This window comes from Echinicola marina, from assembly GCF_020463795.1.
Taxonomy (GTDB): Bacteria; Bacteroidota; Bacteroidia; order Cytophagales; family Cyclobacteriaceae; genus Echinicola; species Echinicola marina.
In genome coordinates this window covers 3,252,711-3,269,183 of the sequence record NZ_CP080025.1, presented here as the reverse complement: position 1 = coordinate 3,269,183, position 16,473 = coordinate 3,252,711, and the positions used below count along the sequence as shown (strand labels likewise).

The following is a 16,473-nucleotide window of genomic DNA, read 5'->3' as shown; positions in this document are numbered from 1 at the left end:
ATTTTTCCTAGCTATTTAATTATCGGATAGCCAAAAATCACCAATTTTCTGTCCAATGGATGTGACAAGAATCACTTAAGGTACTTTGAAACTATGTTTGCTCCTTATTACTCTTCCTTCAAAAAACTACTGGATAAAACAATTCTTAATAATGGTCATCGATATCAGCCTATGAATACCAGCAATTATCCCTAAATAGACTTTAATCCTTTTTACTTCAAATCCACCCTTAGTATATCATGATGGGCGGTAAGATAGACTTGCTTTTCGTCAGTCGTAAAGGCACAATTGGCAGTAAGTCTGCCCGTATGAATCTTGGCCAAGGGTTTTCCTTCAGGGCTAAAAATCCACAATCCTCCTGGACCTGTGGCAAATAGATAACCCTGGCTATGGACTTCCATACCATCGGGTAAACCATCACTTTCACCAGCAGCCACGATTGCTGTAACATCATAAAAGACTTGCTTATTGCTTACCCGTCCAGCTCCGTCAATATCATATTGGTACCATACCGCATGATGCTCATCAGAAACGGCTACATACAGTTTATTTTCATCAGGAGAAAGTGCTATGCCATTAGGCCTGGACAGGCTGTCCAAAAGTAACAGCTGTCCTGAATTTCGCAGACAGTAAACACCCTGAAAATCCAGTTCCTTGCCTGCAAAATTTGGAGGAAGGCCATAAGGAGGGTCTGTGAAGTACAAATTGCCATTTTTGTCAAACGCCCCATCATTGGGGGAATTGAAACGCTGCCCTTGATATTGCCCTACCAAGCTTTCATATTCAGGTATCGGAGCGGCCAGTGTTCCCCTCATCCTGGCTATCTGTCTATCCCCATGCTGCATCAAGATCAAAGCACCTTTTTCATCCATGAGCAAGGCATTGGAGCCCGGCTCATTACTGTATTTTCCCTCTCCAGTATAGCCGGAAGGCTGTAAATAGGTACTGGTATCGCCAGCAGCCGTCATTTTATAGATTTTATTTCGCGGAATATCCGAAAACAGTAAATATTGGCCCTCCTTCACCCATAGAGGCCCTTCAGTCCAAGTAAAACCAGAGGCCATTACTTTGACAGTAGCATTTGGATCAATGATCTTCAAGGCTTCCTCGTCCATTATTTCTATGGAAAAGGGACTGGCATCTTGCTCTGTTTTTCCCAAGGGATTGGACACTTCACTTTCAGACTTTTTGGACTTTTGACAGGCGGTCAGCGCTAGCATTAAAGAGGCAAATAATAGGTGTTTTATGGTCATTTAGGCTAAGATTTGAGTGATGATAAAGATCAAAAACATGGCAGTAGTTCCAAAAATAAAGGTTCCAGCGGTTTGCACCTGATAACCTTGTTTGATATTCATTCCGGTAAGTTGGGTGAGCACCCAGAAGAAACTGTCATTTACATGGGAAGCCACAGAGGCCCCTGCTCCAATGGCCAACACAGTCATGGTCTGCATAAAAGGATCGTCCAAGCCCAGGGCAGGCATCAATGGGGCACAAATGGATGCGGTGGTCACCAAGGCTACAGTTGAAGAACCTTGAGTGGTTTTAAGGCTGGCTGCCAAAAGAAACGGGAAAAACAAGCCCCATTTCATTCCAGAAAAGCTTCCTGTGACCACTTCCGCAATACCTGAGTTTTGAAGCATTTTCCCAAATATTCCTCCAGCTCCCGTGATCAATATTATAGGAGCAGCCACCCTGAGGGACTCGCCTATCCAGCCCTTGGATGAAAAGACTTTTTCATCTAGTTTTTTGGGTAAGGTCAAAGCCAATAAAACTCCCACAAATAAGGCGATAACGGGTGTTCCCAAGAAGGTAAAAATATTCAACCATGGTGATGATCCTGCATTGATGCTGGGGTATTCCAAGACGGATTTGACCAATATCAATATAAGGGGAATCAGCACTGCCAAGATGGATTTCCAAAGCTTTGGTTCTTCACCGGTCTCAACCGTAATATTCACTTCCACGGGCAAATTGATTTTGGAGGTAATCCTAGTCGCATACCAATAGCAGGTAAACAGGGACAATCCGCTGACCAAAATTCCCCAAATGATCACATCTCCCAGATTGGCACCCAAAATCCCCGCCGCAGCAATGGGGCCTGGTGTGGGCGGGACCATCACATGGGAAGCGGTCAGCCCCATGGCAAGGGCAGCAGTGGTTCCAGCAAAGGAAACGCCGGCCTTGGAAGACAGCATTTTGTTCAAGGGATTCATCATCATCAAGGCACTGTCGGCAAACACGGGAATGGAAAGAAAATACCCCGTGAGCATCATGGCCAGGTGAATGGATTTTTTACCGATCATTTTCAAAATTCGATTGGCAATGGCCAAAGCACCGCCTGATTTCTCCAGAATGGTACCTATAGTGACCCCAAAAAGTATGATCAAACCAATTTTACCAAGAATATCCCCAAAACCATTATTAACAGCGTCAAGAATCTGTGCTGTGCTCATCCCTGCTATCAAGCCATAACTCAGGGCAGTAATCAGCAACATAAAAAATGGATGTACTTTAAACTTAACTATTCCAAGCACCAGAAGGGTCAGGGAAATCAAAAGTGCAATCAAATAGGTCATTGGATTAGGGTTTATTAAGTTATTTGTCTATGATATAGTCATTAAGTTAAGAATCGCGAATTATTTTCAGTTAATCAGACCTACAGGTCCGGAAGACAGATGCAGGGCTAAACAAGCTGAATTTTCTTGGCTCATTTCCAATTTGAGCCAGAGCCCCAATCTTAACAGGTACCAAGTTAGAGACTTGTTACAGCCTTTGGAATCACCGATCATCCCCACCTCCAACTTCCCACCTCGTACCTCTTTCTAAAGTCTAGTTGTCTCAAGTCTCACATCTTGCTACTTAGTACTCGCTACTCCAAATCACCATTCTGCAAAACTACCATCTTTATTCCGCCAAATGGGATTGGCCCAATCATGGCCTATTTTCTGTCCTTCCAACAGTTTTTCCTCATTCATTTCTATACCCAATCCGGGCTTATCGAAACATTTGATATAACCATCCTTCAATTCAAAGATCTCAGGATTCATCACATAATCTAAGAGGTCAAAGCCACGGTTATAATGAATACCCAAACTGCTTTCCTGTATGATGGCATTAGCAGACACCCAATCTACATGGAGGGCCGAAGCAAGTGAAACAGGTCCCAAAGGACAATGTGGCGCCAAACTAATATCATAAGCTTCTGCCATGGCGGCAATTCTCCTCACTTCCGATATACCGCCTGCGTGACTCAAGTCCGGCTGGATAATGTCCACCACTCCCTGATGCAATAGTTCCTTAAAATCCCATCTTGAAAACATCCTTTCCCCGGTGGCAATGGGAATGGAAGTATAGGAATAGATATGTTTTAAGGCTTCATTATTTTCTGACAACACAGGTTCCTCAATAAAAAGTGGTTCGTAATCAGCCAATTCATCTATCAATCGTTTCACCATAGGTTTGTGCACCCTTCCATGAAAATCCAAACCTATATCAAGATCATATCCGAAAGTTTCCCTTAACAGTTTGATATTGTCCACCACTTTTTTCACATCCTTCATAGAAGCCACCCAATCCATCTCTCCAGTAGCATTCATTTTCACAGCCTTGTAGCCGGCATCTACCTTTTCCTGAGCCTGCTCCAAAACTACCTCTGGATAATCACCGCCTATCCAGCAATACATTTTCATTTTTTTACGAACCGCTCCGCCCAAAAGCTCATATACGGGGATATTGAGGTATTTCCCCTTAATATCCCATAAGGCCTGATCTATCCCGGAAATGGCACTCATTAAAATGGGACCTCCTCGGTAAAACCCTCCACGATAGAGTACCTGCCAGATATCTTCGATTTCATTAGCATCCCTCCCGATCAGGTATTGCTCCATTTCCTTTACACAAGCTTCCACGGTAGCTGCCTTGCCCTCAATTACCGGTTCCCCCCAACCCACTATTCCCGATTTAGTGGTGATTTTTATAAATAGCCAGCGTGGTGGGACTTTAAATAATTCTATCCGCTCAATTTTAAGGTCTTGCATAGTAGGTGTTTATTTTTTTCACAAAGGTCCTCGCCCTGTTCTCTATATTTTCCTTATTGAATTTATCCTTTTCAAAATCTGTCAGTACAGCCCCCAAGCCAAGCCCTACAGCCCCTGCTTCTAGCCACTCCCACATATTATCCAAGTGTATACCGCCCACAGCAAAGAAACTCACCTGATCAAATGGTCCCTTAATTGCTTTTAAATAATTGCTGCCAAAATTCGCAGCAGGGAATAATTTGATGATATCTGCTCCTGCTTCCACCGCGTCACTTACCTCAGTGGGTGTCAATGCCCCCATAACAATAGGTACATGATGTTCATGAGCGACCTGTACCAATTCCGTTTGAGTATTTGGGGAAACAAGAAATTGGGCTCCTGCCTCTAGGGCCTTTTGCGCAATGCTTGTATTCCTTATTGTTCCTGCTCCAATCAGTGCTTCAGGGTGCCGCTTTCTACTCTCCCTGATCAAATCTTCAAATCCCGGGGTGTTGGAGGTGATTTCCAATACCTTAATCTCTCCTGACAGCAAACCTTCAAGGATCATAGAAACTTCGCCCGGTTCTTTTGTCCTGATGATGGCCATTAGTCTTTCCCTTAGAATAATATCTTTTATGGCTTCTCTGCTCATTTATTCAATTTCCTTTCTTGGTAAAGATGTCTTCAACGATCTATGATAATTGGTCCAAGTATCCTTCAAGTGATCCCTCATGGCCATTTCAGCTGCATCAGGATCCTGTTCTTTGATGGCTTTCAGTATATTTCCATGGTGCTGAAGCATATGGTTCTTTTCTGTTGCCAAATCTCCTTCTTCAGGCTTGGCAAAAACATTCACTTTGAATTTGGGCATCAGGCTAAACACTGGACTCAGTAGTAATTCAAGTACTTTATTTCCCGTGATATTCAGCAAAATCCTATGAAATTCATTGTCCAAATCTGCTTCCTTTTTTTTACTAGCCAGAGGGCATTGCTGCATAGACTGCATGTTTTTCTCCAACAAACGCACATGGCTTTCTTCTCTCTTTTCCGCTGCTTCCCGAGCTATCTGAGGTTCTAATAGCTGTCTGGTTTCAATGGTCTGTAGGATCAGGTCAGCATCTGAGGATAGCTCAAAAAACATATTCAAGATTTCTGCAGCATTTTGCACACTCACCTCTGTCACAAAAGCCCCACTGCCCTTTCTCACTTCTACCATACCTCGGGCAGTCAATACCTTGATGGCCTCCCTAATAGCTGTACGGCTCACATTGAAAATTTCACAAAGGGTATTTTCAGTCGGGATTTGCTGGCCGGGCATATACTCGCCATCCCGAATAGAACGGGTGATCTCATCTACCACTTGCTGACTCAAGGACTTCTTCTTCCCTATCTGCTGAAACATACGTATTTATATTTTCTCAAAAGATATAAATTTGTAATACATCATACAAATTAAAGCATAAAAACCATGGTCTAAACTCCCTATCCTCCGGAAGTCGGTAGTAAACCTGACATGGGTATAATCATTTATAAATTGGCAAAAAGGTTTATTTGCCCATACAAAAAACACCTAAGCCAGTATTTTATATCTCCAAAAAAGAAAGGAGACAATAATTTGTCCCCTTCTACTTTTACACAAAAATTAACTATAACCGTTTATTCAAACCTTTTGCAATTCTCCACTTTTATTCTTTCGTTTCTTATTTCTACCATAGTAATGAATTCTTAAAAAGGGTTGATTCGCGCTCACATACTTGGCCACCCGAAGTCTATAAAAATCATATGCAATAACAATAATCAAAAATAGACTAACAATGTAAAACACATTATAAGCGATATTCAAATAGATCAAACCGGCCGATACTCCTCCCAAAAGATAGGAAAACATAATGGCCAATTGCACTTTTGCCTTTGCCCTCAACTCTTTCTTTGCACGATATTCTTTTTTGGTAAACATAGAAAACAACATCCCTAGGTCAGTGGTCAGGCCTGTCAAATGGGTAGTTTTCACGGCTGAATTGGAAATACTCGCCGTCAGGCCGTTTTGTATTCCCATGGCAAAGAGCATCAAGCCAACCAATATTTCCGTCTCCACCAAGCTTTCCTTATAATAAAACTGTATATAACTCCCTACTATCAACAAACAAATAATTTCCAAAATAATAGGTATGGAATGGGCCAGATAAGTGTGTGTTTTATTAAAATTGATAATGATGATATTGGCTATAAACCCTCCAAAAAAGAACAGTAAAATCCATGAGGCCACCACACCGGCTTGATACCAGTTGCCTTTGGCGATCTCTTCTGCCAATACCGCATAATGTCCGGTTACATTGGAAGTAAATGCAAAAAAGATAATCACAGAAATCACATTCACCATCCCTGCCGAAAAGGCCATAGCCGTCAGGCTAAGGAATTAACCGCTTGATTTAAAGATAGTTTTCCTTTCTTTCTCTCCAGCAACAATATCTTTGGTGCTATTTCAGCCAGCTTTTCCATAAAATTAATGATTTTGCGGGGCACCTTTATAGCTTCCATCAATTGGTCTGATAGGTTTTTAATATGCTTAAAATATTTCCATACGCTACACAGGACTTTTTTGTGTTTATAGATCCTTTGCTGCAACCAATTGAATATATTCATATTAAGAATGATCCAGATGAGTTTTCCATATAGCTGGCACTCAAACCTTTCTATCTTACCTGTTGTGAACTCGTTGATTGTTGCCTGTGACTTCCATACTTTGAACAACAGCTCTATCTGCCATCTGAGGGAATATACCGTTCTTATATTTTCCGCACCCAGAAACCTCCGGGGCACATTGGTAACCATTATGTTTAGCTGTGCCCTTATTTTGAAAGCAGTTGAAACCCTGTTTCCGGTTGACCGGGCCTGTTTGGATGTTTTGCGAAGCCTTTTTTCATAAGTGGCAGTATCGGCCAAAGAGATTACTGCCCGGGCCGGTATTCTCTCCTTTTTGCCCAGGAAGACCTCTACTTCCATGTGGTGCAACTGGTGCTTCTTCAGTTTTTTCAGGTAGTCCTTGACATCAATAGGGTCTTTGGATGTTGTACAGGGGTAGATATTGGTTTTCGGGGCCAGTCTGCAGACAAAATAGGCCTTTGCTGAATTTACCATGGAAAGGAAGTTCAGTGTGCAATAGCCGAGGTCTCTCAGGAAAAGGTCTCTCTCCTGGATATCATGGGTGGATTCCCTGGAATCCGACTGGTCATTCCTGACCCCGTTTGTAAGCCTGAGGTCCATGCTCTGTCCGCTGAGAAAATCATATTCGTATTGGATGCTTATCATGGAGGAGGAGTTGTGGAGGGCCCCTCGATATCCTTTGTATTTTTCGGAAAACGAATCGGGAAGGGCAAATTTTGTGGAATCCTTTATCCTGATCCTGTTGAAATGGCTCTTAAGAATATTTATGTTTCCCGGATATTGGATTCTTTGGGACAAAAGATTATCCAGGCAGCTTTTCAGGAATCCCACCGCTTTGCTGCTGAAGCGGTCATGAAGTGACTGTTTAGTGATTTTAATCCCAAAATCCTTGAAAAGATAGGATACCATGTCCAAAAGACTGAAATGGTCGCCCCTATGATAAGCAAAGACCAAACTGAAAAGAAATTGAAAACCGTCAAGCTTGGATTTCCTTACCAGAAAGCCACTCTTTCTGGCCAGGGAATGAATGTTGCCGGGATCAAATACAAAATTGATTTTTTCCGCTAAAATTCTTTCTTTTTTCCGTAAATCTCTTCGGTAATTATCCCTTAATCATTAAAAAATTTAATATATTTAATAAAGAAAAAGGCGGTAAACCACCACGTTAAGCCGCCTTTTTCAAACAAACAGACAGACACAAATATGAACAAAAGGAAGAATGATCCCAAGGGGGATCTACGCCTTATTTGTAACGCGCTCACCAGTAACGTGTTACAGCCTTAAACTGACGGCTATGGCCGAAAAGGCAGTCAATGCCCCTAATTTCACATTATCTGCCAAGGTCCGGCTGTTACTGAATTTTCTAAGCATATTTATTGATTCCGTATTTTCTTAAAAGTCATCTTAATAATCCCCCGGGCTTGCAGGTCTGTATTAAAATGAATTTCCATGGTGTCATCGGTCAACTTTTGGATTTGGTAATGCTCAATACTATCCGCATGGCCAAATAATTTGAGCACATGTCCCCTGCCTTTCAACCTCCAAAAAAGAGAAGCGCGTTTACCATTACTTCCCTCCAAGCTGATTTTCCCATCCGGATAAAACTTCCAGACCTCCGCCTCATGAAAAGCCAATTCCCTGCTTATTTCTTTTTTAAGTTGATCCGTAATGCTTTTAGATATACCCCAAAACTCATGATCAACCGCTTCATCGAGTTTCTCAAATTCCCATGAAACCTCCTTCCATTCCCCCAGCAATTTATTATCAGGACTTATATCATAAGCCATCAAACTGACCACACCAGTCAACAGAAGAACCGTAATCCCAAGATATAATAGCCCCACCCTCATCATGATTACGTTTAAATGGACGATAATTGATTAAAGAAAATCCCAGAAAGCTCATCACGTTCCTGTTTGAAATTTTCACCTAGGCTCATCCATTTTACCTTGATCAAATGGGTGCTGGACTTATTGATAAAAGGCATCAGGTCAAAACTTCGCTTGTGCTTGGGTGAAAATTCATGGTCCGTCAATGCATATATTTCATCTACCTCATTGGCTTCAAGGTAGTTTTCAAAGGCCCTTCGGTTATATCCAGAAAAAATATCTACCGATAGTTCTATTAAATTCAAATCGTATTTGCTGATCAGCATCTGACAGCTTGCCCGGAACTCATCTGTTTCCAGTTCCTCCAATAATTTCTTCTTGGAAAAAAGGAGCAAGTCCGTCATAGAATCTGGCAATTCCAGACCATGTACCATTAGAATTCTCAACTCACAGTCACCGTTAATACTGAGTGCCGATTTTACAATATTCAAAGATTTTACAGAAAAATCAGTTGGAATAAGGATTGTTTTCTTCTTCATCTTACCATTTTCAATAGATCAAGGGTAAATTTACCCCCTAACCATTAAAAACAAATAAGGATGAGATTAAGATGAGATTAGAATTCACTTATTCTGGGGATTCTCAAAAACGGAGAGACTGATCTTCACCGTGGTTCCTTTATTTGCCACTGAAGACACCAATAGTTCCCCCTTATGGATCTTAATAATATTTCTGGCCAAGGGCAAACCTATCCCGTAGCCTTCATAATTTTTGGTATTGGAAGCCCGAAAATAGGGATCATAGATATATTTCAATTCTTCTTCCGGTATACCTATACCATCATCTTTGATGATAAGGATAATTTCCCTATCGGCCACCCCTAAGGCTACCTGCACAGGTTTGCCGTCTGAATATTTACAGCCATTTAGAATAATATTGGATATAGCCAGGTGTAAAAGAGCCTCATTGGCATTGATTTTAAGCAGTTCGGGATTTTCGGGCAGTAAGCTAAAGTCCAAACAGACCTTACTTCCCGGATTGATTTTCTCACAAGTGTCAATAACATCCAGTACCAGCTGGTCAATGCGTAATCTACTGAATTTCTGCCCCTTTCCATCAAATCCCGTCTGGGCCAAAAGCAACAGGGCTTTGGTCTTCTTATTGAGTTTTTCAGCTTCTTCCAGAATAGTCTGCAAGGAACTGATATAATCCTCCGGCTTCCTGATTTTGCTTAAAGTCACATCGGCCTCACCTATAATTGAAGTCAGCGGTGTATTAAGTTCGTGGGAAGCATTGCTGATAAAGTTTTTCTGGGTTTCAAAGGAGGTCTCCAAGCGATTGAGCATATCGTTAAATGTCTGGGCCAATTTACTGACAGTATCATCATTCTCCTTTGGTGTGGATAAGCGCAGGTGGAGGTTATCAGAACTGATCTCCTTGACTTTATCGATTATGTCATTGATAGGCTTGATGATTCTCCTAGAAAACATAATAGAAACCACCAAAATAATGATAAGGGCAATGGCCAGGGATGTAAATAACAAATTCCTCAAATAAAGGATGTGGTGGGTAATGAAGTAGTTTTCAGCAGATACGATGACAAGGTAATCCTGATTCGGGATAGAAGTATAGACAGTGCCATAATAATACGTTCTCTTATCGTTATAATTGGCCTTACCTTCCGCCAAAACCTTATCCAAAAAACTCACTTTATACTTGGAAAGCTCACTATCCAAAGGCAATTCTTGATTTCCTGTTAAAGGGAAAATCTTAATTTCTTCATCTTGGAGTTTTTCCAGGTACTCTTGTCTGAGTTCTTTGATAATATTGACTTCACTTTCCTTTTCTAACTGGGATTTGGCAGTAGTAATCGCCCTAATTTCCAAGCGTTTGTAAAAATCCGTAAAGGCGTAATTGGAGATGGAATAATAAATAAAACCACTGAAAAGCAATGTATAACTGACAAAGATGACAATGAGGATATATATAATTTTGTTCTGTACTTTCATTCACCTTCTTTTAATACATAGCCCATGCCTATAACCGTCTGGATCAATCGGCTGCCGCCGTGCTTCTCCATTTTCTTCCTTAGATAATTCATATACACATCGACCACATTGGTCCCCATATCAAAGCCTATCCCCCATACCTCTTCCAATATATCCATTCTGGAAAGCACCCTTCTCTGGTTTTTGACCAGCATCAGAAGCAATCGATATTCTGTAGAGGTCAAAGATATTTCCATTCCATCCCTGAATACTGTTTTGGATTCATCATCAATTTCCAAGTCTGCAAATCGATAAATGTGCTCAGCTGGCGCTTCCTCCTCAGCAGCGTTTTTAAACCTGGATCGACGCAAGAGGGTCCTCACCCTAGCCTGAAGTTCCATAAATTTAAATGGCTTAGCCAAATAGTCGTCCGCTCCAGAATCCAGACCAAGCACGACATTTTCTGTGCTCCCCAAAGCCGTCAAAAAAAGTATTGGGATGTCTACCACCTTTGTCCTGATTTCCTTGCACACCTCCAACCCATTGATGGATGGCAACATGATATCCAAAATAATCAGGTCAAAACCACCTGTCAAGGCCAAGTCCCTGCCTACTTTTCCATCCATTGCCAAAGTCACCTCATATCCAGACTCGGAAAGTCCCTTGTTTATAAAAGCACTCACATGGCTATCGTCTTCTACTAATAATATTTTCTTCAAAGCATTTTAATGTTAGGGTACTTACCTCTTTGATCTCAGCCGAATAATACTAATTCCACTCTCTTGGAACACAAAAAGTCCATTTACACATTCCAATTAAGCGCTACCAGAAGGTATAAACCAACTGCTTGGATTATTGTTAGGCAATATTACATAAAGATTATTAAATAAAATTAGACGGTAATGGTATGTCTAGGGTTATCTTTATTTATCAAATCCCTACATCCTATAAGCTTCAAAATGACAGAAAGGTTAAAAAAACAAAGGGTAGAGACATTTCACCTCTACCCTTTGTTGGGGATTCAAGTTCTACATTGATCAATACCCATCATTCTGTACCAACATTTCATTGGCATCTAATGCTGCTTGAGGAATAGGGAAAAGCACATGGGTAGGCTTCGCATTCGTAATGCCGCGGTCAATCGCAGAAGAAACAAATGTCCCCATCCTGATCTGGTCTTCCCGTCTTTTGCCTTCTGTATAAAACTCCCATGCCCGCTCATTGAGCAAATGTGTTCTTAATTCTTCAGTAGAAGTAAAATCACTGAGCGCCAAATCTTCCAAATCTGCCCGGCCCCTGACCATATTGATCAGATCAATGGATTCTTGGTTGGGGCCATTGAGCTCATTAAGGGCCTCAGCTCTACTCAGTAAAATATCCGAATAACGTACTCCAGGAACATCATTACCATGCTCATTTCCCAAACCATTGGGATCAGGCCAGTACTTGAAAGAACGGGTATTATTATTGTTCAATAAGGAAACCGTGTTGCCTTGTCCATTGACATAACTATCGATGATCAGGTCCATCCTCTTATCTCCTTCCTCAAATGAATTATAAAAGCTATCGTATAATCTGTACTGCGCAGCCCAATTCCTCCATGAGTTAATAAAGGTCAGGCCCGTTTTAGGATCACTGGCAAATCCACCTGGAAACGCTCCATTGATATAGTTATTTCCTGGGCCATTGGGAATTTGTGGATAAGTAAGAATAAATTCTTGATTTTGTTCATTTTGTACCCTGAAAAGCATCGCATAATCAGGATACAATCCATAATCGCCCATTTCCATTACATCTTCAGCCATATCAGCGGCCTTTTGCCATTGCTTAGTATTGAGGTAAAATTTGGTCAAAAGCGCCCTGGCACCTCCATTAGTTGCCCTTCCATAAGCTTGCTCTTCACCCGGAGCGGGCAAATCAGGAATTACTGCCAGTAATTCAGATTCGATAAACTGACGGATTTCCTCCTCAGAAGGTCTTGGAAGATATATTTCATCCTCAGAGCTTTGTCTAATGGGTACAGGGCCAAACCAAGAATGCAAATAGTAATAGCTCAAAGCCCTAATAAACCTGGCTTCTGCAGCATAGGTGCGCTTTAAATCATCACCAATTTCTGCTAGCTCAACATTTTCGAGGACAACATTTGCATTCCTGATAGCCCGATAAGGCTTCAGCCACATATCACCGTACATCCAGCCGACAGAAGCATCCCAGGTAAAATTAATCATTAGGACTGCTGTTCGGTTTTCACCACCTCCTGTTTCCCATTCGATGTCCGTGCACCACTCTTCTATATTACGCACACTATGGTGAGAATAGCCGTTAAGATAGCCTTCTGCGTAGGCGGCATCCAAGGTCGCCTTGATGCCTTCTTGTGTGGTCAAGAAGTTTCCTGGAGATAACTGTGAAAACACTTCCTCATCCAGGACATCAGAACATGCCGATGACAATATCAGCATGAGCAATAAAGCTTTATATTTTAATATTTTTAAAGTTTTCATATCTCCTCAAGTTTAAAATCCAAGTTTTACACCTAACAAAAACGAAGTTGCTGTAGGATAAGCATTATAATCAATCCTGATATTGGCATTGCCGTTTGGATTGACAGCAGGATCCACGCCATCATAATTAGTGATGGTCCATAGGTTCGTTCCCGTTACATACACCTGTGCAGAACGGAAGGTATTGCTCTGTTGCATAGGTATATTATAATTTAGGGTCACGGTGTTCAAGCGCAGGTATGAAGCATCTTGAATGGTATAAGAATTGACTTCTTTCTGCCCCTGACCAGTTGGATTAACAAAGGATGGATATACAGTGGAAGGATTTTCTGGTGTCCATCTGTTGAGATAAGGTTTCGCAAACTTGTTTCTTCTAAAGTTAATCGGGAAATAGGTATCCACCAGGTTATTGTTCAACATGCTTATACCATGTACCCCTTCAAAGAAAACGTATAAACTGAAACCTTTATATTCAAAAGTATTGGCAAAAGAATAGGTAAGATCCGGAAAGGAATTCCCTAAAACTTCCCTATCGTCCGCATTGACAGTTTGGTCTCCATTTACATCCCGGAACTTCAAATCTCCTGGAGCAACGTTATCAGTCGTTTGATCAAAGTCATCACCTTCTTGCCAAACACCATCAATTTGGTAACCATAGAACGAGTTCATTGGTAAACCTTCCTTGATAATCCAAATTTGGTTGGCAAAACCAGCACTTCCTCCAATGATCTGTCCTACCCCTCCAAGACTGGTCACCTCATTTTTCACAGTAGCCAGATTAAGTGTTGTGGTCCAAGAGAACTCCCCGTCAAAGTTGACAGAAGTAATCGCTGCTTCAATACCTGAATTTTTCACACTCCCTATATTGGTGATCCTCCTGGTATATCCTGTAGAAGTAGGAATTGGTAGATAAAGAAGCATATCAAAGGTGTTTTTCCTAAAATAATCCAGACTACCAAAAACCCTATCCCTAAACAGACCAAAATCCAATCCTATGTCCCACTGTTCGGTAGTTTCCCATTTCAAGTCTGGGTTAGGAATACGGGCAGGTTGGGTGGTAGATACTTTTTGGTCGTTAAAAACGGCATCAGGGCCAGGTATAAATGTACTGATCGAAAGGTAATTGCCAATTTCTTGGTTTCCTGTCTGTCCCCAGCTGGCCCTGAATTTCAAAGTGCTCAGGGTTTCCAAATCCTGCATAAATGGCTCCTCATTTACCTTCCAGGCAAAAGCACCTGATGGGAAATAACCAAATTTATTGTTTTCGCCAAATCTAGATGAACCATCTATCCGAAGGGTTCCTGTAAACAGGTACTTATCCATCAAAGTATAATTGACCCTTCCCAGATAGGAAAGCAATCGGTTATTTGCCCGGAAGCTATTGATATTGAACTGGGTAGGATCACCTAGACCTATATTATCAGTTCCTGTCGCATCAGAAGGAAAACTTTTACCATGACTGGTGGTATTGGCACTGGCAAATTTCTGCGTGGTCACTCCTGCCACTGCAGTAAAGTGGTGATCATCGAAAGTCTTGTCATAAGTAGTCGTTAACTCTATCAAATAGTTGGATTGACGTTCTTGCAAAATCGTTGCTATACCGCCATTGGCCAAACCGTCTTTTGTCGAACGGTCTATATAAACATCTCTTCGCTGATTGGTCACATCGGTACCCAAATTCAATTTAACAGACCACTCCGGAAGGATTTTATAGTCGGCATAAGCCACCGCCATATTTCTATAACGTTCGATCATGGCATTTTTCCCATAGGCTATGGCCAGAGGATTATCAATAGAGATAAAAGGAGAGATCCTGTAGCGCCCATCATCCCCGTATATACTTAATGTCGGATCAAAATTGTAAGCAGCATAAAGGGAACCATTATTTTCGTTCACCCCAAAAGACTGTGCCGGGACCTGATCATTTTCACTGAATGAGGCATTTAAATTCATCCCCAAGGTCAAGCGGTCTGAAAATTTGGTCTCCAAGTTCAAGCGCGCACTGTAGCGCTCAAAAGCAGAGCTTTTTACCACACCTTCCTGGTTGAAATAGTTCAATGCAGCAAAGTAATTCGTCTTTTCATTTCCTCCAGAAAAAGACAGGTTTTGATTGGTTACTGGAGCATTTGAGCGGAAAAGTTCATCTTGCCAGTCTGTTCCACCATCTTCTATCACATCGACCATCTGATCAGCTATTCCACCACCATCAGCGATAAGGTCATTCATGACCATTTGGTATTGTTCTGCGTTCAATACATCCAGCCTCCTCGCCACACTTTGCACCCCTACATAGCCATCGTAATTGATTCTCATTTGTCCTGACTTGCCCTTTTTGGTGGTCACCATGATCACCCCATTGGCACCGCGGGCACCATAGATGGCGGTAGCAGAAGCGTCCTTCAAGATTTCAATGGATTCAATATCGTTAGGATTGATTGCTGCCAAAGGATTGGTGGGTGTGCGAACATCTGGGTAATTACTGCCCCCACCGGTTGTCATAGCACTATTATCAATTGGCAAACCATCTATGACATAAAGCGGGCCTGTTCCAGCATTTACCGAGCTGGCACCACGTATACTGATGGAAATCCCACCACCAGGTTCGGAACTGTTTTGTACCACATTCACACCGGCAGCCTTTCCTTTTAATAATTGGTCCACCGAGGTATTGACACCTTGATTTTGTTCATCTGATCTCAGGGAAACTACTGATCCCGTCAAATCACTTTTCTTTACGGTACCATATCCTACTACCACGACTTCTTCCAAGGCTTGCGTATCCTCTTGCATTTCAACATCAATGATGGATTGATTACCTACTTCCCTTCTTTGGGTCACAAAACCAATGAATGAGAAAATCAGCACATCTCCCCCTTCTACTTCAATTTGGTATTTGCCATCCAAATCAGTTACAGTACCTTGCCCGGTGCTTTCCACTTTTACCGTGACTCCAGGCATAGCGGCTCCTGTATCATCCACTACCTTCCCCGAAACTTTGATTTCTTCTGCTTCGGCTATGGCTACTGCTGTATTTTGGGAATTGGCATTTACATGAATATTATCATTGATCTGGGTAAAGCTCAGGCCTGTCTGACGTGATAAGGTCACCAGCAAATCATAAACTGTACCTGAATGGGAAATAGCTCCCAACCGGGAAGAAGTGTCGATATGATTGGCATCGAAAGTAAATCTAAAATCTGTTTTTTGCTCTATATCGTTGAAAACCGCCCGGAGGCTCTTGTTTTGAACCTCCAATTCCACACGGACATCTTCAATGGTTTTCCGTTGTGCATTGCTGGTATTAGCCAACAAGACCGAACAGAATATCAGCTGTATAAGAAAGCCATACAAAACTCTCATGGACATCATTATTAGTTGTCTCAGTATTTTTTTTTCCATAGTTTTAAAGTGTTTAAGTAATAACTGCTTAAGCATCCTGTCTGAACCGACCAAAGCATAGGACAGGAAGAGTTAC

At 41.7% G+C, this 16,473-nt stretch carries 13 protein-coding genes; all 13 read right to left on the bottom strand.

Going from position 1 to position 16,473, the window contains the following annotated elements; translation table 11 throughout:
• Positions 1-212: 212 nt before the first annotated feature.
• On the bottom strand, positions 213-1,253 hold the full coding sequence (locus KZP23_RS13465) for an SMP-30/gluconolactonase/LRE family protein (RefSeq protein ID WP_226332238.1): 1,041 nt from the start codon (positions 1,251-1,253) through the stop codon (positions 213-215).
• Entirely contained in the window at positions 1,254-2,576 is a 1,323-nt protein-coding gene (locus KZP23_RS13460) for a GntP family permease (RefSeq protein ID WP_226332237.1), read from the bottom strand.
• 303 nt (positions 2,577-2,879) lie between these two features.
• Positions 2,880-4,037 carry a galactonate dehydratase gene (gene dgoD, locus KZP23_RS13455; RefSeq protein ID WP_226332236.1) on the bottom strand — a complete coding sequence of 386 codons (1,158 nt, stop codon included), beginning with the start codon at positions 4,035-4,037 and terminating at the stop codon, positions 2,880-2,882.
• A complete protein-coding gene (locus KZP23_RS13450) occupies positions 4,024-4,668 on the bottom strand; it encodes a bifunctional 4-hydroxy-2-oxoglutarate aldolase/2-dehydro-3-deoxy-phosphogluconate aldolase (RefSeq protein WP_226332235.1) in 645 nt (214 codons plus the stop codon). Before KZP23_RS13450 ends, dgoD begins: the two co-directional genes overlap by 14 nt.
• The gene (locus KZP23_RS13445; RefSeq protein ID WP_226332234.1) at positions 4,669-5,418 is read right to left on the bottom strand and encodes a FadR/GntR family transcriptional regulator; all 750 of its coding nucleotides are present in this window, start codon (positions 5,416-5,418) and stop codon (positions 4,669-4,671) included.
• A 258-nt stretch (positions 5,419-5,676) separates the two neighbouring features.
• Entirely contained in the window at positions 5,677-6,414 is a 738-nt protein-coding gene (locus KZP23_RS13440; protein WP_226332233.1) for a YoaK family protein, read from the bottom strand.
• A 5-nt stretch (positions 6,415-6,419) separates the two neighbouring features.
• Positions 6,420-7,736, bottom strand: coding sequence for an IS4 family transposase (locus KZP23_RS13435; RefSeq protein WP_226336529.1), 1,317 nt, complete (start codon positions 7,734-7,736; stop codon positions 6,420-6,422).
• A gap of 317 nt (positions 7,737-8,053) precedes the next feature.
• Positions 8,054-8,530: a hypothetical protein gene (locus KZP23_RS13430; protein WP_226336528.1), complete on the bottom strand. Its 477-nt coding sequence runs from the start codon at positions 8,528-8,530 to the stop codon at positions 8,054-8,056.
• 11 nt (positions 8,531-8,541) lie between these two features.
• A complete protein-coding gene (locus tag KZP23_RS13425) occupies positions 8,542-9,048 on the bottom strand; it encodes a hypothetical protein (protein ID WP_226332232.1) in 507 nt (168 codons plus the stop codon).
• 84 nt (positions 9,049-9,132) lie between these two features.
• A complete protein-coding gene (locus KZP23_RS13420; RefSeq protein WP_226332231.1) occupies positions 9,133-10,518 on the bottom strand; it encodes a HAMP domain-containing sensor histidine kinase in 1,386 nt (461 codons plus the stop codon).
• The gene (locus KZP23_RS13415; RefSeq protein ID WP_226332230.1) at positions 10,515-11,216 is read right to left on the bottom strand and encodes a response regulator transcription factor; all 702 of its coding nucleotides are present in this window, start codon (positions 11,214-11,216) and stop codon (positions 10,515-10,517) included. Before KZP23_RS13415 ends, KZP23_RS13420 begins: the two co-directional genes overlap by 4 nt.
• Before the next feature lie 318 nt (positions 11,217-11,534).
• Positions 11,535-12,998, bottom strand: coding sequence for a RagB/SusD family nutrient uptake outer membrane protein (locus tag KZP23_RS13410; RefSeq protein WP_226332229.1), 1,464 nt, complete (start codon positions 12,996-12,998; stop codon positions 11,535-11,537).
• Between the two features lie 12 nt (positions 12,999-13,010).
• Entirely contained in the window at positions 13,011-16,397 is a 3,387-nt protein-coding gene (locus KZP23_RS13405; protein WP_226332228.1) for a SusC/RagA family TonB-linked outer membrane protein, read from the bottom strand.
• Between the last annotated feature and the right edge of the window lie 76 nt (positions 16,398-16,473).